This is a genomic window from Pseudomonas sp. 22526, assembly GCF_052044735.1.
Classification (GTDB): Bacteria; Pseudomonadota; Gammaproteobacteria; order Pseudomonadales; family Pseudomonadaceae; genus Aquipseudomonas; species Aquipseudomonas piscium.
Genome location: NZ_JBQENK010000001.1, coordinates 510064 through 531123, shown reverse-complemented (window position 1 = coordinate 531123; position 21060 = coordinate 510064). Strand labels below are relative to the sequence as shown.

The window sequence follows — 21060 nt, the reverse complement described above, 5'->3', positions numbered from 1 at the left end:
TGACCAACACCGCCGCTGTGGCAGTGAAATACGACGATGCCGCGACTAAAGATCAGGTGACCTTCAACCCGGCAGGGACTTCGGTGAGGTTGACCAATGTCGCTGGAGGTACGTTGAACGCTACCAGCACCGATGCCGTGAATGGCAGCCAGTTGTTTGCGACCAGCCAGAACACGGCAGCGGCACTGGGCGGCGGTGCGGCAGTCAATGCGACCACGGGGGCATGGACGGCGCCCAGTTACTCCACCAACAGCATCAGCGCGAATGGTTCCAATATCGGCCCATTGGTGAGCGGTGACGTCGGCACGGCACTGACCAATCTCAATGCCAGCGTGACCAATACCGCTGCTGTGGCAGTGAAGTACGACGATGCCTCCACCAAGACCCAGGTAACCTTCAACCCGGCAGGCACCTCGGTGAAGTTGACCAATGTCGCGGCCGGAACCTTGAGCACCACCAGCACCGACGCGGTGAACGGTTCGCAATTGTTCGCGACCAACCAAACCGTCGACAACCTCGTCAACAACGGCGCCGGCATCAAATATTTCCACAGCAACTCGATCCTTGCCGACAGCAACGCGACCGGTCAGGACAGCGTGGCCATCGGCCCGCTCGCGAGTGCGACTGTTGCCAATGGTGTGGCGCTGGGCTCCAACTCGTCGGCCACGGGGACAACATTGGCCAATGCGGCTTATGGGGTCGGTGGTGCAGCAACCGGTGGCGAAGTGAACATCGCCAATGGCGCTGATGGACGGCGCATTACTGGCCTTGCTGCCGGTTCCAGCGCAACGGATGCCGTCAACGTGAGCCAACTGAATAAAACCGGTCAGGACACGGCGACCGCCCTGGGCGGCGGCGCAGCGCTTGATGCGAACACCGGAGCATGGACGGCGCCCAGTTATTCCACCAATAGCATCAACGCGGTCGGTACCAACACCGGTCCACTGGTCAGCACAAACGTTGGCGCAGCACTGACCAATCTAAACACCAGCCTGACCAACACCGCGGCTGTGGCAGTGAAATATGACGATGCCGCGACTAAAACCCAGGTGACCTTCAACCCGGCAGGGGCTGCGGTGAAGTTGACCAATGTTGCGGCCGGTACCCTGAACGCCACCAGCACCGATGCCGTGAATGGCTCGCAGTTGTTCGCAACCAACCAGACCGTCGACAACCTCGTCAACAACGGCGCGGGCATCAAGTACTTCCACAGCAACTCGATCCTTGCCGACAGCAGCGCGATGGGGCAGGACAGCGTGGCGATGGGGCCAGCCGCCGTTTCCGGAGGTGCCAACAGCGTCGCGTTGGGCAATGGCGCCACCGCCAGCTTCGACAACAGCGTTGCCCTGGGCTCCGGCTCTTCTGCCACAGGCGCGACGTTGGCCAATGCGGCTTATGGTGTCGGCGGGGCGGCGACTGGGGGTGAAGTGAATATTGCCAACGGCGCTGATGGACGGCGTATTACCGGTTTGGCGGCGGGCAGTTCGGCGACCGATGCGGTTAACGTCAGTCAACTGAATAAGGTGGGGCAGGACACGGCAACGGCCCTGGGCGGCGGTGCGGCGCTTGATGCGACCACCGGGACATGGACGGCGCCCAGTTACTCCACCAACAGCATCAACGCGGTCGGTGCCAACACCGGTCCACTGGTCAGCACAAACGTTGGCGCAGCACTGACCAATCTAAACACCAGCCTGACCAACACCGCCGCTGTGGCAGTGAAATATGACGATGCCGCGACTAAAACCCAGGTGACCTTCAACCCGGCTGGAACCGCCGTGAAGTTGACCAACATCGCTGTCGGTGCCTTGAACGCCAGCAGCACCGACGCGGTGAACGGCTCGCAGCTTTTCGCAACCAACCAGACCGTCGACAACCTCGTCAATAACGGCACCGGCATCAAGTACTTCCACAGCAACTCGGTACTGGCCGACTCGCAAGCCACAGGTCTGGACAGCGTTGCCATCGGGCCACAGTCCATTGCCGCAGGCGCCCATTCGTTCGCCGTCGGTTCGGGTGCCAACGTGGCGGCTGATGGCGGTCTCGCGCTGGGGCATCTGAGCCAGACCCAGGTGGCGGGGGGGATCGCACTGGGTGAAGGTTCGGTTGCCGATCGGGTCCTGGCACCGAGCACGGGTTCGATTGCCGCCGGCGGCGGGACGATCATCTACGACACTTCGGATGCCACCTTGCTCGGCTCGGTTTCGGTGGGCAAGGCCGGCAGCTACCGGCAGATCACCAACGTGGCGGACGCTACCGAAGATCACGACGCCGTGACCCTGCGTCAACTGACTGGAGCGATGGGCTCGTTGAGCTCAACCGGCACGCTGTTCTTCCATGCCAATTCGACCAACCCGGTGGACTCACTCGCCAGCGGCGCGGAGTCAATCGCTGTCGGTCCGGGCACCGTGGTCAATGGCGACAACGGCATTGGTCTGGGCAATCAGGCCAGTGTCGGTCAGGCCGCCGCGGGTGGCATCGCCATCGGTCGCAATACCCAGGTGTTGCTGGCGTCCGGCATTGCCTTGGGCAGCGCGGCCCAGGCAGCGGCGGAGCAATCGGTTGCGTTGGGCGCCGGGGCCAATGCCAGCCACGCCATGAGCGTGGCGCTGGGTTCGAGTTCGCTGACCAGGGTCGGCGCCGAGACGGGTTACAGCGCCTATCGACTGGCAGCACCGCAGACGTCAGTCGGTGAGATCGGCATCGGCACGGCACTGGGCAATCGCAAGCTCACCGGGCTGGCGGCTGGCTCGCAAGACAACGACGCGGTCAACGTGGCTCAACTGAAGCTGGTCGGCGATCAAGTGGATCAAAACACCACGGACATCACCCACCTGGGCGGTCGGATCGGCGGGCTTGAAACCCTGATCGGCGCGGGAGGCGGCATCAAGTATCTGCACGTCAACTCGACCAAGGCCGACTCCGCTGCCACCGGTACCGACGCAATGGCGTTGGGTGCCCAGGCCCAGGCGTCGGGCAATGGCTCGGTGGCGATGGGCAGCGGTGCAACGACTTCTGCCGACGGCAGTGTTGCCGTGGGCAGTGGCTCGAGCGATGACGGACGCGGTGCAGAAACCTACAGCGGCAAGTATTCGGGGGCGAATAACGCGACCGCGGGCACGGTCTCGGTGGGTAACGCCACCACCGGCGCAACCCGAACGGTCAGCAACGTTGCCGACGGCAAGAACGCCAATGATGCGGTCAATGTGCGCCAACTCGACGGTGCGGTGGTTGAAGCCAAGCAATACACGGACACCTCGATTGCCAATCTGGGAACGAATGCGGCTCAGCAGGATGGCCGCATTACCGCCGTCGCAGACGATGTCTCCAACATCAAGAACGGCACCGACGGCATGTTCCAGGTGAACAACCGCAGCGCAGCGGCCAAACCGAAAGCCACGGGTGTCGACTCGAGCGCCGGAGGTGCGGGGGCTGTAGCGTCGGGCAACAACAGCGCGGCGGTCGGCACAAGGTCTCAGGCCACCGGGGAAAACTCGGTTGCTCTGGGTAACGGGGCCAAGGCTTCGGCCAGGAACGCCACGGCACTGGGTGCCAACTCGGTGGCGGATCGCGACAGCAGCGTGTCGGTCGGCAGCACTGGCAACGAGCGGCAGATCACCAACCTCGCGGCGGGCACTCGCGGCACGGATGCGGTGAACCTCGAGCAGTTGACCCGAAGCGTGGCGGACATCACCAGCAGTGCCAATGCCTACACCGACCAGCGCTATATGGAGCTGAAAAACGACCTCAAGCAGCAGGACGAAATTCTCAGTGCGGGGATTGCCGGTGCGATGGCCATGGCCAGTCTGCCGCAGTCGTACTCGCCGGGTTCCAGCATGACGACGGTGGCTGCGAGCACCTATCGCGGTCAAGCGTCGCTTGCCTTCGGTGTGTCGCATATGTCCGGCAATGGCCGGTGGGTGACCAAATTGCAGGGCAGCACCGACACCCAGCGCAAAGTGGGGCTAGCGGTGGGTATCGGTTATCAGTGGTGACCCGTTGATGGGTCTTGTGCAGGTCTCAATCCAATTTTTTCAGGCAGAAAACCATGAACATGAAATCCATTTCCGTCGCTCTCCTGATCACGCTGGTGGCGCTGGCCGGTTACGACATATTTCTGAAAGACAGACCGACGGATAACCCGCGTATCTGGCTGCGCATCCCTGCGTTACCCGTGATTCAGGATGCGATTTTCCAGCTGTCGCCCAGGTTCGACGAGCCGCGTAAAACACTGATGATGGAACAGCTTTGCGCGTTGGCGCGAGGCGAAGTGAAACAGGAACAGGTCAACGCCTCTCTCAAGCAGCAGGGGATCGACGCGCAGACTTTGCCTTCACAGGGCAGTCCGTACTCGTTGTTGGTCAATGGTGATCAGCCTGGGCAAGCTTCGGCCTGTGCGGCGTATCTGGCGACGACGGTACTGTCGACTGTCAATATGGCCGAGTTCATGCGCCCCGTCACCGTACCCGCCGCCAACGGCCAGCCAGAGAAATCGTCGTTGCAGATTGATAACGCTTTGCTGACGTCGGCGCTGTCGGTCAAGTTGGCCGTGGCGCGTGCCAACGCGGATGTATTCGCCTTGATCGCCGTCGAGTTGCAGCGCAGTCCAGGTCTGACGATACCGCAATTCCGTGAACAGGCCGGGCAGTTGTTTACCCGTCTGGCCCCGACTTACCTGCAGCGCATCAAGGAGCAACTGCCACCCGCGAACACGCAGTACAAGCTGCTGCAAATGGACGACAGCCGCTTCCTCTTCAGCAGTTCCGTCGGTAGCGTATTCGAGTTCGGCCGCAACGGTCTGGTCCTGAGCCAGGGCGGTATCGTCTGGTATGGCAAAGGCCGGTTGATGGGGCAGGAATACCCGCTGCAGGTGGAGAGTTTTTCGGCGGCCGTCAAAGGGTTGCTGGCATCGCCTGCGTCGCAACCGACCACCTCGATCCAGTGAAGGTGTGATGACCCATATCAACTGTCGAAACCTAACCAAGGTCTATCCGAGCCCGGACATGATGGGCAAGCTGTTCGCCCTGGAAGCCATGCCGCTGGATATCGACCGGATCCGCACCGGCAGCTGAGGCATCACCCACGCTCCCCGTTCTGGCGACCGCCGGCGGGGAGCGCGGCCTTCAGGGTTTTAGCTTCAGCCGTGCCGCCAGCAGCACGCCCAGCAGCGCGGCGGCCAGCACCAGCGCCGCCGGGGCGGACCAGCCGGCGTAGGCGACGGCGGCGCTCAGGGCGATGGGCGCGAGCACCTGGCCCAGGTAGTTGCCTTGCATCACCAGGCCCAGGCACAGCGGGACCAGCGCGGGCTGCGGCGAGGTCAGCGAGGTGCTGGCGAGGATGGTGGCGGGGAGCATGCCGGCCACCGCGCAAAAGAAGAAGCACAGAGGGATCACCAGGTCGGTCGGAGTGGCCGAGAGGAAGATGCCCATCCCGGAAAGCCCCATGACGATACTGGTGCCGCCGAGCAGGACTTGCGGGCGGACGCCGCGTGACAGCAGCAGGCCGGCGCCGATGTTGCCGATGATATTGACCGCCACCACCGCGGCGCTGACCAGCCCGGCGCTGGTGATCGACAGCCCGACGCGCTGCATGAGGAATACCGGCAGGAAGGCCATCACCGCAAAGAACTGCAGGTTGTAGGCGGTGAAAATCAGCGCCATCAGCAGCGGCTGGCGGGCCCGCAGCACACTGCTCAGGGAGTGGCGCAAGCCGGATTGCGTCTGGTGGCGCAGCGCCAGCGGGTCCCTGGGTGTGGTCAGCGGCAACAGCAGGGTCGCCAGCAGGGTCAGGGCCGCGCCCGCGATCCAGCTCTGTTGCCAGCCCCCCAGCAACGGGCCGATAAGCATCGAGGTGCCGATACCGAACGCCATGAAGGTGCTCCAGATGCCGAACACCAGATTGCGTTTGTGCGCCGGGACCAGGCGATTGAGCACCGCCGGCGCCGCGACCACCACCATGACGAAGCCCAAACCTTCGACAAAACGTGTGGCCAGCAGCCCATGGAAGTCGTGCAGGCTGGCACCCAATGCACTGGCGGCGCACATGATCAGCAGGCCCAACGCCAGAAGATAACGATCGCCCCAGCGCTGCACGAGGATGCCGGCGGCGATGCCAGCGAATACCCCGACCAAGGGGAAGGCCGACATGATCCAGCTCAGGGACTCCAGGGAACGACCGAATTCCTGCTGCAACTCGGGCAGGGCGATGGTGGCCTTGCCGATATGCAGCGCCGCGGCGATGCTGGCGAACAGCACATTGAACACGGCAGGCCAATAGGCGGTATCGGCAACGGCGTAGCTGAGGCTGCCTGGCTTGGTTGATGTCATGGGCTTCTCCGAAAGCAGGCGCGCGAGGATGGCCGGGGTGCGGCGCGCCAATGGGTCGGAGCCGACTGTAAAAGTTAAAGTTGACTTCAAGTCAATCGACAAAAACGGGATGTTGCGTTCTACCCATGAGGTCATTCAGTGGCCGATCCCGCTGGGCGAAATGCCCGGGCGGGGCGGCGCCGGAAACGAACAGCTGATGGTGCAGGCGCCCGGGCGGGCGCCGCGGGTAAGGCGTCAGGCCTCAGGTGAACTGGGTGTTTTCCGGCAGCAGGGCGCCGCCATCGACGATCAGGGTCTGCCCGGTGATATAGCCGGCCTGCTCGGACGCGAGAAACAGCATGGCGTGGGCGATGTCCTGCGGGCTGCCCAGGCGCTTGAGCGGGATGCCGGCGGCCAGGGCCGGGGCGTCGCCGAGGTTGGCCATGGCCTGGGTGGCGATCAGGCCGGGTTCGACGCCGTTGACGGTGACCCGGTGTTCGGCCAGTTCCAGGGCCGCCGCGCGGATGAAGCCGTTGACCCCGGCCTTGGACGCGGCGTAGTGGGACAGCCCGGGAATCGCCGTGCGCGGCCCCGTCACCGAGGAGGTGATGACGATGCGCGGATGCTCGGCCTGGCACAACGCCGGCAGCGCCGCCTGGGTCAGCCAGAAACAGCTCTTGAGGTTCACCGCCAGGGTCGACTCGAGGATTTCGTCCCTCAGGTCGCGCAGGTTTTCCATCGGGAACACCGCGGCGTTGTGCACCAGCAGGTCCAGCCCGCCAAAGGCCCTGAGGGTGGCGGCCACCGCCTGGTTGGCCGTGGCCCGGGTGCTCAGGTCCACTGTCAGCAGCTCGGCGCTGCCGCCGGCTTCGCGGATCAGGCGCAGGGTTTCGGCGCCCGAGGCTTCGCTGCGGGTGGCGAGCAGTACCTTGGCGCCCTGGGCGGCGAAGACTTGCGCGATGGCGCGGCCAATACCCTGGCCGGAGCCGGTGACCAGGGCGACACGGCCGGTGAGGTCGAAAATCATCGGGTTTCTCCTTGAGTGACGGTGCCCAGGCATTCGTCCAGCAGGCGGTTGTGCAGGTCGACGTCCTCGGTGGTGGCCGCCGGGCACAGCAGCGCCATGTTGTGGAACGGGGGTCAGCAACACCCCGCGGTTGAGCAGGTAGAGATGCAGGTAGGCCTCGATCAGGCCATGGCGGGCATGGTGGGCTTCGCCACCGTTGCGTGGCGCGTGGTCCATGAACAGGTATTCGACCCGGGCGCCGATCCGCGTCACATGCCAGGGCAGGCGATGCTTGGCGATCAGCGCCTGGACCCCGGCCCGCAGGCGTTCGGCCAGGGCGATCATGTGCGCGTAGTTGGCCGCGCTCATGACCTCGCTGAAGGTGGCGCGCATGGCGGCCATCTGCAGGGCGTTGCCGGCCAGGGTGCCGCCGAAGCCGAAGTGGTTGATCGCCTGGCCGGGCTGGAAGTGCGGCAGCACCTGCCAGATGCGCTCGGCCATGGCCTGGCTGGCGCCCCAGACCGCGGTGGGGATGCCGCCGGCGATGCATTTGCCGAGTACGAAGAAGTCCGGTTGCAGGCCGTGTTCGCCGCTGTAGCCGGCCGGGCCGCAGGAGATGGTGTGGGTTTCGTCGATGATCAGCGGTACATCGAAACGCCGGGTCAGTTCGCGCAAACCATCGTGGAAGCCGGGGGCGGGCGGGACCATACCGACGTTGGTCATGAAGGGTTCGGTCAGCACCGCGGCCACGTCGCCATGGGCCAGGGCCGCCTCCAGCGCCGGCAGGTCGTTGAACTCCACCAGCCGGGTGGTGGCGTCGTGCCGCAGGCCATTGGCGTGCACACCTTCGCGGGGAATCATCTGGCCGTCGGCGTCGAACTCGACTTGGGACTCGTCGACACTGCCGTGGTAGTTGCAGTTGAACACCAGCACTTTCTCCCGGCCAGTGATCATCCGGCACAGGCGCAGCACAAAGCGGTTGGCGTCAGTGGCGGAGGTGGTGACCTGCCAGAACGGCAGGCCGAAGCGCCGCACCAATTCCTGGCCGACCCACAGGCTGTCGGCGGTCGGCAACATCAGGGTCGAGCCGTGCCGGGCCTGGTGGGCGATGGCCTCGGCCACGGCGGGCTGGCCATGGCCGAACATGGCGCCGGTGTCGCCCAGGGCGAAGTCGACGTAGCGGTTGCCGTCGCAGTCGGTCAGCGTCGCGCCCTGGGCGTCGGCCACCAGGATCGGGTACAGCCCCGGCCATTGCTGCATCCAGTGCAGCGGCGCGCCGTACAGCCAGTGCTTGAGGTTTTCCCGATAGAAACCGGCAGAGCGCGGGTGGCGTTCGGCGAACAGTTGCAGCTCGGATTGGTAACAACGGGCGACGCGGTCGAGGTTGAGGCCGAGGGTCATGGTTGGAGTCCTGTGGGATCTAAAGGGGGAAGGCGATGCCTGGGTAGCCGCTGCCGAGCAACGCGAGGCTGCGATCGGCAACGCAGTTGCCGCGAAACCTGAGCTTGCGGTGTGTCAGGCGGAACACGCTGGCCGGATTGCGACCGCTGCGCGGTCGATCGCAGCCTCGCTGGCGCTCGGCAGCGGCTACAGCGGCTACAGGTCGGCATCAGATGTAGGTGGTGCGGTTCAGCACATGGGCGAGGGCGCCCACCGGGAAGTTGCTGGGGCTGGCGAAGTCGGTGCCCTGGTAGCCGAAGATCTTGCCGTCGGTCCTGCCCGCTTGCAGGTCGATCAGCACCAGGCCCAGGGTCGGCACGATCTTTTCGCGCCAGACGAACAGGTACAGCTGTTCGGCAATCTTGTAGTAATGGCAGCGGTCGGTGTCCGCCAGGCCCTGCTCGACGCCCTTGAGGCACTGCCAGCTGTAGAAATTGCGGTTCAGGTAGAGGTGCTCGTAGGCCTCGGTGGCGCTGTAGATGTACTGGTTGCGCAGGCCGACCAGTTCCTCGGTCAGCGCGTGTTGCGGGCTGCTGGCGCTGTGCGGTGCGTCGATGCTGCCGTGGATGAACTGGGCCTGGACGCTGGTCAGCTCGCGGCCGGACAGGGCGCGGCTGAACAGGTCGACCCGGGTCTCGGCCTGGCTCGGCATCTGCCCGATCACCGCGGTGAAGATGTTCCGGCCCAGGTCGAGGATCAAGCTCACCGAGTGGGTCTGGCCGTTCTCCGACTTGAGAAAGTCCACCAGGTAAATGCCGGAACGTATTGAAGTGGCTCGATAAATAGCCTCGCCGCGGGCGTCGCTTTCAGTGTCCTGCCAATGCAGCGACTGCGAGCCGAACAGGTGTTCGATGCGCCAGCCGTTGGCGAAGTGCAGGGTCAGGCTGCGGCCGTTGAGGTCATCCAGGCTGGGCAGGATATGGTTGTCGGCGGCGAAGCCTTCGGCCAGGGCGCCAACGGTAATCCATTCGGGTTGCAGGTTCATGAGGGCGGTTCTTGTCGATGAAGGAGAACCTCATGTTCATCGTGCAAGCCCTTGTTGCCCATCAACCGAATGGTTGAGGCGTGGCGGTTTTTTACAGGAACAGCGCGCTCACCAGTTCGGTGCGGTTGTTCACCCCGACCTTGCGGAACAGGTTGATCAGGTGGGTCTTGACCGTCGGCAGGCCCAGCGCCAGCTGTTGGGCGATGGTCTTGTTGCAGGCGCCGTCGCGCAGCAGCCAGGCGATCTGCCGTTCCCGGGGCGTGAGGGCCTCCAGGCGTTCGTCGTGGCGCGAATAGGGCGCCTGGGCGGCGATTTCCAGCAGGCCTTGCAGCGCCTGCAGGGTGCTCAGTTCGTCAGGCCGGAACGGGCCCAGGCTGGCATCGCGCAGCAGGGACAGGCCGGCGATCGGGCTGCCGCTGGCATTGCACGCAAGGATCTCCATCACATCCCGCACCCCGTGGCGTTGCAGGAAACCCTGGTAAACCTCGGTTTCATGCCGTCCCTGCTGGGCCATGCCCATGTGCAGTGACAGCACCGGGCGGCCCGCCGCCACGCAGTTGCGCGGGCGCAGCGGGTCGTAGTGGCGGTAGCGTTGCAGGTAGGCCTCATGCATCTGCGGGCTCATGTGGTACAGCGAGAAATGCTCGGCCTGTAGCTGGGCGTCGATGCGGTAGAAGGCGCACAGGGTCGCCGGCACCACCCGGGTAAAGGCGCCGATGCAGCGCTGGCCGAGTTCATGGGCGTTGGGCAGAGGGCTGTTGAGGCTATGGGTACTGATCATCGAAGGGCTCCTGGCGAATACTGACGGCTTCGCGTCAATGGGCAGAAGAAGCGGGCAAGTAGCGATGCAGTATGGACATTGTCGGGATTGCCGGAGGGCAAAAAACCGCTGCCGGTTCCAACGCCCGGGAGGCGAGGAACACGGCAGCGGCTATTAAGGCCTCAGCGGCGGGCCTGGGTGAAGCCCAGCTCCAGGGCGGAGACTATGGCGTCGATCTGCGGCGGCTGGATCACCAGCGGCGGCGACAGGATGATCTTGGTCCCCACCGGACGCACCATCACCCCGTTGTCGCGGGCAATCTGCGCCACCTGGTTGGCATAACCGCCCATGGGGTCGATCGGCTCGCGGGTGCTCTTGTCGGCCACCAGGTCGAGGGCAATCATCAGGCCCTTGCCGCGTACCTCTCCGACGCTGTCGAAGCGCTCGGCGAACGGCAGCAGCTTGCCCAGCATGTAGTCGCCCATCTTCGCGGCGTTGGCCGGCAGGTCTTCCTTGACCACGATGTCGAGGCTGGCCAGGGCCGCCGCGCACGCCACCGGGTGCCCGGAGTAGGTGTAGCCGTGCATGATCGCGCCGGTGAAGTTGCCGTTCTTGCTGAACGCCGATTCGATCCGCTCGTTGACCACGGTGGCGCCCAGGGGGATGTAGCCGGAGGTGATGCCCTTGGCCAGGCACATGATGTCGGGCTTCACGCCCCACAGGCGGCTGCCGAACATCGAGCCGCTGCGGCCGAAACCGGTCACCACTTCGTCGGCGATCAGCAGCACGCCGTACTTGTCGCAGACCTCGCGGATCAGCGGCCAGTAGTTGGCTGGTGGCACTATCACGCCACCGGCGCCCTGGATCGGCTCGGCGATAAAGGCCGCGACGGTGTCGGGGCTCTGGAACTGGATTTCCCGCTCGAGCAGGTCGGCGCAGATCTTGCCGAGTTCTTCCGGGTCCTGGCTGTAGGGGTTGCGGTACAGCCACGGGGTGTCGACATGGAAGCAGCCGGGCAGCAGGGGCTCGTAGTTGCGCCGGAACACGGTGTTGCCGTTGACCGACGCGCCGCCGAAATGGGTGCCGTGGTAGCCCTGGCGCAGCGAGATGAACTTGGTACGGTCGGCCTGGCCTTCGAGCTTCCAGTACTGGCGGGCCAGTTTCAGCGCGGTCTCGATGGCGTCCGAGCCGCCGGAGCTGAAGGCCACGCGGCGCATGCCCTCGGGTTCCAGCAGGTTCATCACCACCCGCGACAGCTCTTCGGCGCGGGGATGGCTGACGCCGTCGAACAGCTGGAAGTATTCCAGCTCATCCAGCTGGGCGGTGATCGCCGCCTTCACTTCCTTGCGGTTGTGGCCGACGTTGACGTTCCACAACCCGGCGACGCCATCCACCAGTTGGTGGCCCTGGTCGTCGTACACATAGCAGCCATCGCCACGGACAATACGAATCGGCTCGCGTTGTTGCATTTCGTTGGGGTGCAGCATGGGATGCCAGAAGCGGCTTGGTTCGCTCACGTTGAGTCTCCTGAAAACGCACGGACAGCGTGGGACATAGTAGTGCGCCCTTTGCCGGTTGCCTGCTTGCCTCTGTGTGCCAGGTACTTGATCGCCACTGCCAGGAGGATAACGCCGTCCCCGTAGGAGCGAGGCTTGCCCGCGATGGGCTGCGCAGCAGCCCCAAAGCCAGCCGCCGCATTCCATCTGGGGCACATCGNCCATCGCGGGCAAGCCTCGCTCCTACGGTCCGTGGGGCTGGCAGCCAGTGGCAAGTTTCGCGGCAGCCAGGATCAAGACGCTGGCCGGCATTGGTCTCAGAGTTCGAGCCATGAGGCCAACTAGCGAGGATTGCCCATGAGTATTGCCATCGACCCACGTGTCGCCGCCTTTATCGACAGTCAGCACGGTCTGCTGATCGACGGGCGCAGCCAGCCGGCGTTGTCCGGTGCGCAGATGCCGGTGTTCAACCCGGCCACCGGCGAAGAACTGACCAGCGTCGCCGCCGGTGCCGACGCCGATATCGACCTGGCCGTGGCCGCCGCTCGGCGGGCCTTCGAGGGGCCCTGGGCGGCGCAGCGCCCGGCGGATCGCGAGCGCCTGCTGCTGAAACTGGCCGATCTGCTGGAAGCCCACGGCGAAGAGCTGGCGCAGCTGGAAACCCTCAACAACGGCCAGTCGATCCACCTGGCCCGGGCCCTGGAAGTCGGCGCCGCCGCTGAGTTCACCCGCTACATGGCGGGCTGGGCGACCAAGATCGAAGGCAAGAGCCTGGACCTGTCCATCGCCGCCGTCCCGGGCGCCCGGTACCGCGCCTATACGGTGCCGGAGCCGGTGGGCGTGGTCGGCGCCATAGTGCCGTGGAATTTCCCCTTGCTGATGGCCATCTGGAAGATAGTGCCAGCCCTGGCCTGCGGCTGCACCGTGGTGCTCAAGCCGGCCGACGAAACCCCGCTGACCGCCTTGCGCCTGGGCCAGCTGTGCCTGGAAGCCGGGATCGCCCCGGGGGTGGTCAATGTGGTCACCGGCAGCGGCGCCCAGGCCGGCGCGGCCCTGGCTGCGCACAAGGGCATCGACAAGCTGGCGTTCACCGGCTCGACCCAGATCGGCAAGGTCATCGGCCATGCGGCGGTGGACAACATGACCCGGTTTTCCCTGGAACTGGGCGGCAAGTCACCGGTGATCGTGCTCGATGACTGCGACCCCCAGGCCGCGGCCGCTGGCGCTGCCGGGGCGATCTTCTTCAATCAGGGCCAGGTCTGTACCGCCGGTTCGCGCCTGTATATCCAGCGGGCAATCTTCGACCAGGTGCTGGAACGCTTGTCGGCCATCGCCGGCTCCCTGAGCATCGGCCCCGGGCTGGACGAACAGGCGCAGATCAACCCGCTGATTTCTGCCAAGCAGCAGAAGCGCGTGCTGGACATGATCGGCCAGGGCGTGGCCGACGGCGCCCGGGTGCTGTGCGGCGGGGTCGCCTATGGCGAGCAGGGCTTCTACGTGCGCCCGACGGTACTGGCCGACGTGCACGCGGGCATGCAGGTGGTGCGCGAGGAAATCTTCGGCCCGGTGGTGGTGGCCACGCCTTTCGACGAGATCGATGAGGTGGTGGCGTTGGCCAACGACAATCAGTACGGGCTGGGGGCGAGCATCTGGTCCAACGACCTGGCCAAGGTCATGGACCTGATCCCGCGGATCAAGGCCGGCACGGTCTGGGTCAACACCCACAACATGCTCGACCCGTCGATGCCCTTTGGCGGCTACAAGCAATCGGGCATCGGTCGCGAAATGGGCCATGCGGCGATCGAGGCCTATACCGAGAACAAGTCGGTGTGTATCGCGTTCTGACCTGTAGCCGCTNTTAAGTACGCCACGGCCGTTCCGGCCGATCGCAGCCTGCGGCAGCGGCTACACGGATACACTCGTCCGGCGACTCCAGGCTGCGCAGACAGCCAGGTAAAACACGCCCGCCCGGCGTGCCCTTGAAATGCCTAGAACAACAACATCACCCATGCTTTCGAGGTCCAGCACCATGTCTTTCAATGACAGACTCACCCGCCACCTGAACCAGGGCGTGGTCGGCTTTCCCACGGCCCTGGCCAGCGCCGTCGGCCTGATCATGGCCAGCCCGGTGATCCTCACCGCCACCACCGGCTTCGGCATCGGCGGTGGGGCGTTCGCCGCGGCCATGCTGATCGCGATGCTGATGATGCTCGCGCAATCGACGACCTTCGCCGAAGCGGCCTGCATGATTCCCACCACCGGTTCGGTGTACGACTACCTGGCCTGCGGCCTGGGGCGTTTCTTCGCGATCACCGGGACCATTTCCGCCTACCTGATCGTGCATGTGTTCGCCGGCACGGCGGAAACCATCCTCAGCGGCGTCATGGCCCTGGTGAACTTCGAGTCCCTCAACACCCTGCTCGAACAGAGCGGCAGCGCCTGGCTGGTGGGTGTCGGGCTGGTGATCTTCTTCGGCCTGCTGAACGCCGTGGGCATCACCGCGTTCAGCCGCGCCGAGGTGATCCTGACCTTCGGCATGTGGACCACCCTGATCATCTTCGGCGTGGTCGGGGTGTTCAAGGCGCCGGCGGTGGAGCTGAGCGGCTGGTTCGGCGAGTCGATGGTCGGCACCGACCTGACCACCATTCTTTCGCTGGTGGGCATGGCCATGTTCATGTTCGTCGGTTGCGAGTTCGTCACGCCGCTGACGCCAGAGGTGCGCAAGGCGGCGAAAACCATTCCCAGGGCCATGGCCCTGGGCCTGGTGGGGGTGGCCACCTGCATGTTCATCTACGGCGCGGCGATGAAGCGCCAGGTGGCGAACAGTGCGCTGAGCGAAGACGGCAGCGTGCACCTGCTGGACACGCCCATGGCCATCCCGCAGTTCGCCGAGCAGGTGATGGGACCCTACGGACGGATCTGGCTGGGCGTCGGCCTGCTGTTCGCCGGGGCGGCGACCATCAACACCCTGATGGCCGGGCTGCCGCGGATCCTCTACGGCATGGCGCTGGACGGTGCGTTGCCCAAGGCCTTCACCTACCTGCACCCGCGCTTCAAGACGCCGCTGCTGTGCATCGCCGTGGCGGTGCTGATTCCCTGCCTGCATGCCTGGTGGCTGGGCGGCAGCACCGACAACATCATGCACCTGGTGCTGGCCGCGGTCTGTGCCTGGAGCACCGCCTACCTGCTGGTGACTCTGTCGGTGGTGGTGCTGCGCATCCGTCGCCCGGATTTGCCGCGGGCCTACAAGTCGCCCTGGTTCCCGCTGCCGCAGATCGTCTCGTCCATCGGCATCCTCCTGGGCATGTGGTTCATCACGCCGCCGGGCATGAACCCGCGGGACATCTATGTGCCCTTTGGCAGCATGCTCGGCCTGACGGCACTCTATGCGCTGGTCTGGACGGTCTTCGTGCAGAAGGTCAACCCGTTCCGCCCGGTGCCGGTGGAAGAGGTGCTGGAGAACGCCTTCAACCTGGAGTCTCCAGCTGAAACCCAAGCGCAGACCCTGCCTGGAGCCAAGCCCGATGAACAGTACAAGCTGGCGGCAAAACCTCTCTGAGTTCTGGCGGCGGCCACCCTCGGGCTATCGCCCGGGGGTGACCCTGAACCAGTTGTGCCGCGACCTGTCGGGGCTCGACTGTGCAGCGCAGGCACCCGGGCTGGCGCGCTTCACCTGGGCTGAGGAGGATCTCGATTTCGAGGTCCAGGAGCTGCCACAGGCGCAGTTCCTGATGCACCTGGTGGTCTGCGAGTTTCGCCTGCGCATTCCCGGTTCGCCGGGGCCACAGGCGCGGATCGATATCCACCATACCGGCGCGATCCGTCGCCAGGGCGTGGCCACCAGTCTGAAGCAGGGTACAAAGGAAGATTGGGCAGGGCTGTTGCAGCAGTTGCACAGCGACCCGCAGCTGCTGGCGGCGCTGTTGCCGCTGGACTTCAAGCGCCTGCAATTGCAGCGCGACGAGCAGGGCTGGCTGGTGCGCCTGGAGCATTTCGGCGCCAGCGAGGTGGTCAACCGGTTGCCCGGTTTCCGCCGTTATATCCGCCTGAGCGCCGAGCAGCGCGGCGCCTTGCTGGCGGCTTTCAAACGCCTGCATTCACTGTTGAGCGATCACTGAAGTATTCCCACCCGTGCTGGCATAGCCCGTGCTTAGGCTATAACAAACTATCCATTGCGCCGGGCTTCCTTGCCCGGCAAATAGATAACATGTTAATGATATCGCCATAACAACAAAGGCGGTCTCAACCGGCTTCTGGAGGTGCACAGTGCTTGCTTCGCATAGTTTCGGTTCCTGGGTCGGCGCATTGCAGGGGGTTTGTGGTCGGTTCGACGCTCGCCAGGCGCTGAATTCGGCGTTGTTTATCGGCGAGGTCGGCTTGCGCGACTACGCCGGCCTCGAGGTGGCGCAGATCCGCACCAATGCCGGACTGATCTCGCGCAAAAGCACCAGCGTCGATCATGAAGACGACCGGCACTGTTTCCTGATCATGCAGCGCAGCGGCCATGCCCAGATCAGCCAGGGCGGCGAGCGCATCGAGTTGGCGCCGGGGGAAATGGCTTTGCTGGACTCCGCTGGCGCCTGCGAAATCATTCCTCACGGCCTGATCGAACATGCCTCGCTGCATCTGTCCCGGGACGAGGTGTATCGCCATTTGCCGGCGCAGCAGCGCAAGTTCGGCAAGCTCTCGCAGAATTGCGCCAGTGGCCGCTTGATGCGCCTGCTGGTGGAGCAGATCTGTGGCGACGAACTGCAAGGTTGCGCCGCCCAGCAGGAAGGCCAGGCGTTGCAGGAAGCGTTGATCGCCTTGCTCGGTCCGACCCTGCGCCAGACTCCCGGCGCGAGCCTCGACGGTTACGACAGCCAGCACGGCGGTTGCCTGCGCAGCCAGGCCCGGCAATTGATCAACCAATCCCTCACCGAGCCCAACCTGACCCCGGTGTCACTGGCCAGCCAGATGAATATCTCGGTGCGCCAGCTGTACCGGCTGTTCGAAGAGCAGGGCGACAGCGTCTGTCGTTTCATCCAGCGCGCGCGCCTCGACCGCAGCGCGGCGGACCTGAGCAACCCGTGCCTGCGCCACGCGTCGATCACCGACATTGCCTTCAAGTGGGGATTCACCGATTCGGCGCACTTCAGTCGTACCTTCAAGAAGCATTTCGAACAGTCGCCGCGGGATTACCGGGCCCGTTCGCTGAACGCCTGAGGTCCGATCAACCCCAATCCTGTAGGAGCGAGCTTGCTCGCGATAGGGCCGGTGCATTCAACAGGGTTGTCGCCCGCAGGATCGCCATCGCGAGCAAGCTTCGCTCCTACAATTGGGCTGGTTTGCCTGTAGGAGCCAGTGAGCTTGCTCGCGACAAAACCGGTGATGCCTTACGGATTCTCTAGGTCGTGCCCCAGGGACTGGATAAACAGTGAGAACAGTTCCGGCTGTGAGGAGATGTCCAGCTTGGCGTAGAGATGGCGCCGGTGCACCTTGATGGTGTCCGGCGAGATCTTCAGCCGCTCGGCCATGGCCTTGGAAGAAAAGCCGCGGAGGATCAGCCGGGCGATTTCCACTTCCCGATCCGACAGCACGCCACAGCCGAAATGGCTCAGGGCGTCGCGGATCTGGCTGGCCATTTCTTCCGCGGCGGGCGCTGGCGGGCGCTGGTGGCTTTGCTGCCAGTGCTGCTGCATCAACGGCAGGACCCAGGCCGAGAAGGTGGTGAGCTGGCCGATTTCCTCGGCGCTGAACGGCCGCTGCATGCCCAGCGACAGGGACAGGGTGCCGGCCACCGGGATCTGCAGGATGAACTGCAGTTCGTCCTCCAGCACGTTGTCGTGGAAGTAGCTGGAGAAATACTCGGTCTGCCGGAAATGGTCCGGCGCCACTTCCTCCAGGCGGTACAGGCCGCTGGGGTAGCCCTCGCGGCAGGCCTGGAAAAACGGGTCCAGCAGGTACAGGCCGTTGAGGTAGGTGAGCATCGACGCCGGCTTGTCCGAAGGCTCGGCATCGTATTCCTCGAGGGCGATGGGCAGGCCGTTGTGGGGATAGAAGATCGCCAGGGCGTTATCGAACGGCAAGGCCTGGTGCAGTAACAGCACCAGTTGCTTCCAGAAGCGCTCGCCGCCGATCTGCGAGAGGGTGCGCCCGAGTCCGGCATGCATGCCGATTTCCCTGAACAGAGTGATCAAATAAGTGGCTCCGCGTTGATGCCGTGTGGTCTGGCGTGCTGCTTTGCGCCAGCTGGAAGCACGGTTTCGGCGATTTGCCCGGCCACGTCAAGGGGGAGTACTCCAATAGGGGAATTGGCCCTGTGCCCCCGGCTGCCTAAAGTGGCCTCCATCAAGTGCGACCCAGAGCGCATCCGCCTGACGTTCTTCGTTTCTGCCTCAAACCAAAAATAACCACGAGGATAACGACATGAGCTCTCCCTGCGCGCCGGAAGGCGCCCTGAAACCCACGCTGAGCGTGTTCGATGTAGTGGCCATTACCGTGTCGGGCGTGACCCCGGCCAGTTCGGTCTTCGTCATCGCGCCGTTCGCCATTCACCAGGCCGGCAGCGGGGTGTTCCTGGCCTTTGTCATGGCGGGGCTGCTGGCCTTGATGTTCGCCTTCTGCTACGCCGAACTGGGGCGCGCCCACAACAGCGCCGGCGGCGAATATGTGTACGCCAAGCGGGTGTTCGGCGGCATGGCCGGGTACGCGACCTTTCTCACGGTGCTGGTGATGCTACTGTTCATTCCGCCGGTGCTGGCCACTGGCGCTGCGACTTACCTGAACAATGCCCTGGGCACGCGCTTCGATTCGCAGACCGTGGCCCTGGTGATAGTGATCTGCAGCTATGCGCTGGGCATCCTCAATATCAAGCTCAACGCCTGGATCACCGGCACCTGTCTGCTGCTGGAGATTGCCGCCTTGCTGGTGATCGTCTTCCTGGGCTTCGGCAATGCCTCGCAGCCGGCGAGCATCCTGCTGCAGCCGCAGATCGTCGAGAACGGCGTGCTGCAGTTGGCGCCCTGGGCCCTGGTGATCGGCGCGGTGGGCATCGGCCTGTTTTCCTACAACGGTTACGGCCCGGCGGTGCTGCTGGCCGAAGACATGAAATGCAAGGGGCAGGGCGTGCACAAGGCGGTGCTCTGGTCGCTGGCGCTGGTGGTGATCATCGAGCTGGTGCCGCTGACCGCGCTGCTGATCGGCGCGCCGTCCCTCAGCGCCATGCTCGCCAGTCCCGATCCCATCGGCTACCTGCTCACCAGCCACGGCAATGAAACCCTGGCGCGGGTGGTCAGCGCCGGGATCTTCCTCTCGGTGTTCAACGCCATTGTCGCCATCGTGATCCAGATCGGCCGGGTGGTGTTCTCCAGCGGCCGCGATGCCTTGTGGACGCCGGGCATCAATCGCCTGTTCACGCGGATTCATCCGCGCTGGGACTCGCCGTGGCTGGCCACGCTGTTCCTCGCCGTTCCCTCGGCGGTACTCAGCTTCAGCTCGAACCTGGCCGACCTGACCTCGTTCAGTGTGCTGCTGATCATGCTGGTGTACCTGATCGTCGCCCTCTGTGCGCTGATGAGCCGGGTGCTGCTGCACAATCGCGAGCATCCGTACCGCATGCCGCTGTGGCCGTTGCCGGCGCTGCTGGCGGTGATCGGCGCCGGTTATCTGTTGTTCAATCTGTTCCTGGACGCTTCGCTCAGGGACATCATGGTGATCGTCGGCCTGCTGGCGCTGTCGGTGATCCTGTATGGCACCAACGGCCGGTTCAGCCCGGCGTTCCAGAAACTCTAAGGAGAAGTCATGCGCGCACGTCAATTGGGGATCAGCCTGGGCCTGGGTACTCCCGGCCCCTTCAATGCCATCACCGATGTTCCGGGGGTACGGGTGGGCCACAGCACCCTCAGGACGACGGTCGACGGCAAGCAGGTGCGTACCGGGGTGACCCTGATCCAGCCCCGCGAAGGGTTTGCCCGGCTGCAACCCTGTTTCGCCGGCTGCCATGTGCTCAACGGCAACGGCGATGCCACCGGGCTGGAGTGGATCCGCGAGGCGGGCCTGCTGACCACGCCGCTGGCCATCACCAACACCCACAGCGTCGGCGTGGTGCGCGATGCGCTGATCGCCGAGGAACACCGGAGCCTGGCGGACCCCTCGGAGTACTGGTGCATGCCGGTGGTGATGGAGACCTACGACGGTCTGCTCAACGATATCTGGGGCCAGCATGTCGGCCCGCAGCAGGTGCGCGAGGCCCTGGACAATGCCGAGTCCGGGCCGGTGCGCGAGGGCGCGGTGGGCGGCGGCACTGGAATGATCTGCCATGAGTTCAAGGGCGGGATCGGCACGGCCTCGCGCCGGGTGCCGGGGGAGCAGGGCGGCTACACGGTCGGCGCGCTGGTCCAGGCCAACCACGGCAAGCGCGAGGAGTTGCGGGTCGACGGCTATCCGGTGGGACGGCAATTGACCGGTATCCCGTCGCCCTTCGCCCAGCGCGGCACGCCGGGCATGGGCTCGATCGTGGTGATCCTGGCCACCGACGCGCCCTTGCTGCCGCACCAGTGCCAGCGCCTGGCGCAGCGCGCGTCGATCGGTATCGCCCGCACCGGCGGCGGCACCGAGGATTCCAGCGGCGATATCTTCCTGGCCTTCGCCACCGGCAACCGCGACCTGCCGCCTGCCGCCTACGGGCGCCAGGGCGTGCCGTTCAGCACGCCCCTGGCGATGCTCAACAACGATTACATCTCGGCCCTGTTCAGCGCCGCCGCCGAGGCGGTGGAGGAGGCCATCGTCAACGCCTTGCTGGCGGGCGAGCCGATGACTGCCGACAGTGGCGCGAGCGTTCCGGCACTGACCGGGGAAACCTTGTTGGAAGCCATGAAACTAACTGGATGGAACAAACCCTGATCAACTAAAAACTGCGACGCAGTCTACAAAACTATCTGTACTGTTATTTAATATTTAAATTCGAGATTGTCCGACAATTACCAGCGAGTATTGAGGCTTAAAGAATATTTCGACTCACCAGTCATTGTTTTCGGGAGTTTGCTGGAACAGCGAAAATCAGGCGTCAAAAAGTAGTGGACGCCTGA

The 21060-nt window shown here is 64.6% G+C and carries 14 protein-coding genes and 1 pseudogene; 8 read left to right on the top strand and 7 right to left on the bottom strand.

Going from position 1 to position 21060, the window contains the following annotated elements:
• The first annotated feature begins 17 nt into the window (after window positions 1-17).
• Together ACTJKT_RS02310 and ACTJKT_RS02305 are read left to right on the top strand one after the other, a co-directional pair.
• Window positions 18-3995, top strand: coding sequence for a YadA family autotransporter adhesin (locus ACTJKT_RS02310; protein WP_440786050.1), 3978 nt, complete (start codon window positions 18-20; stop codon window positions 3993-3995).
• Window positions 3996-4048: 53 nt separating this feature from the next.
• Window positions 4049-4945, top strand: coding sequence for a hypothetical protein (locus ACTJKT_RS02305; RefSeq protein ID WP_440786049.1), 897 nt, complete (start codon window positions 4049-4051; stop codon window positions 4943-4945).
• A 178-nt stretch (window positions 4946-5123) separates the two neighbouring features.
• Here ACTJKT_RS02305 and ACTJKT_RS02300 read toward each other — a convergent pair whose 3' ends face one another.
• The 6 genes and pseudogenes from ACTJKT_RS02300 to ACTJKT_RS02275 all read right to left on the bottom strand — a co-directional run bounded on the left by ACTJKT_RS02300 (window position 5124) and on the right by ACTJKT_RS02275 (window position 12013).
• Window positions 5124-6326 carry an MFS transporter gene (locus ACTJKT_RS02300; protein WP_440786048.1) on the bottom strand — a complete coding sequence of 401 codons (1203 nt, stop codon included), beginning with the start codon at window positions 6324-6326 and terminating at the stop codon, window positions 5124-5126.
• Between the two features lie 241 nt (window positions 6327-6567).
• Window positions 6568-7332 (bottom strand): SDR family oxidoreductase, encoded by a 765-nt coding sequence (locus tag ACTJKT_RS02295; RefSeq protein ID WP_440786047.1) that lies wholly within the window; start codon window positions 7330-7332, stop codon window positions 6568-6570.
• Window positions 7329-8712, bottom strand: a pseudogene (locus ACTJKT_RS02290) (aspartate aminotransferase family protein). The gene ACTJKT_RS02295 and the pseudogene ACTJKT_RS02290 overlap by 4 nt, the downstream one beginning before the upstream one ends.
• A 208-nt stretch (window positions 8713-8920) precedes the next feature.
• The gene (locus ACTJKT_RS02285; protein ID WP_440786046.1) at window positions 8921-9736 is read right to left on the bottom strand and encodes a molybdenum cofactor biosynthesis F family protein; all 816 of its coding nucleotides are present in this window, start codon (window positions 9734-9736) and stop codon (window positions 8921-8923) included.
• A 91-nt stretch (window positions 9737-9827) separates the two neighbouring features.
• The gene (locus ACTJKT_RS02280) at window positions 9828-10517 is read right to left on the bottom strand and encodes a response regulator transcription factor (protein ID WP_440786045.1); all 690 of its coding nucleotides are present in this window, start codon (window positions 10515-10517) and stop codon (window positions 9828-9830) included.
• A 161-nt stretch (window positions 10518-10678) separates the two neighbouring features.
• Complete coding sequence (locus tag ACTJKT_RS02275; RefSeq protein ID WP_440786044.1) at window positions 10679-12013, bottom strand: aspartate aminotransferase family protein; 1335 nt, start codon at window positions 12011-12013, stop codon at window positions 10679-10681.
• A 336-nt stretch (window positions 12014-12349) separates the two neighbouring features.
• Here ACTJKT_RS02275 and ACTJKT_RS02270 point away from each other — a divergent pair, with 336 nt between their 5' ends.
• The 4 genes from ACTJKT_RS02270 to feaR all read left to right on the top strand — a co-directional run bounded on the left by ACTJKT_RS02270 (window position 12350) and on the right by feaR (window position 17197).
• Window positions 12350-13837, top strand: a complete 1488-nt coding sequence (locus tag ACTJKT_RS02270) for an aldehyde dehydrogenase family protein (RefSeq protein WP_440786043.1) — start codon at window positions 12350-12352, stop codon at window positions 13835-13837.
• Between the two features lie 184 nt (window positions 13838-14021).
• Window positions 14022-15551, top strand: a complete 1530-nt coding sequence (locus ACTJKT_RS02265; RefSeq protein ID WP_440786042.1) for an APC family permease — start codon at window positions 14022-14024, stop codon at window positions 15549-15551.
• 37 nt (window positions 15552-15588) lie between these two features.
• The gene (locus ACTJKT_RS02260) at window positions 15589-16110 is read left to right on the top strand and encodes a DUF3156 family protein (RefSeq protein WP_440786065.1); all 522 of its coding nucleotides are present in this window, start codon (window positions 15589-15591) and stop codon (window positions 16108-16110) included.
• 148 nt (window positions 16111-16258) lie between these two features.
• The gene (gene feaR, locus ACTJKT_RS02255; protein WP_440786041.1) at window positions 16259-17197 is read left to right on the top strand and encodes a transcriptional regulator FeaR; all 939 of its coding nucleotides are present in this window, start codon (window positions 16259-16261) and stop codon (window positions 17195-17197) included.
• Window positions 17198-17367: 170 nt separating this feature from the next.
• Here the strand turns inward: feaR and ACTJKT_RS02250 are convergent, their stop codons facing one another.
• Entirely contained in the window at window positions 17368-18171 is an 804-nt protein-coding gene (locus ACTJKT_RS02250) for a response regulator transcription factor (RefSeq protein ID WP_440786040.1), read from the bottom strand.
• 229 nt (window positions 18172-18400) lie between these two features.
• On the opposite strand from ACTJKT_RS02250, the gene ACTJKT_RS02245 reads away from it, so the two are divergent.
• Both ACTJKT_RS02245 and ACTJKT_RS02240 read left to right on the top strand, forming a co-directional pair.
• Window positions 18401-19765 carry an APC family permease gene (locus tag ACTJKT_RS02245; RefSeq protein WP_440786039.1) on the top strand — a complete coding sequence of 455 codons (1365 nt, stop codon included), beginning with the start codon at window positions 18401-18403 and terminating at the stop codon, window positions 19763-19765.
• A gap of 9 nt (window positions 19766-19774) precedes the next feature.
• Complete coding sequence (locus ACTJKT_RS02240; RefSeq protein WP_440786038.1) at window positions 19775-20875, top strand: DmpA family aminopeptidase; 1101 nt, start codon at window positions 19775-19777, stop codon at window positions 20873-20875.
• Window positions 20876-21060 lie beyond the last annotated feature (185 nt).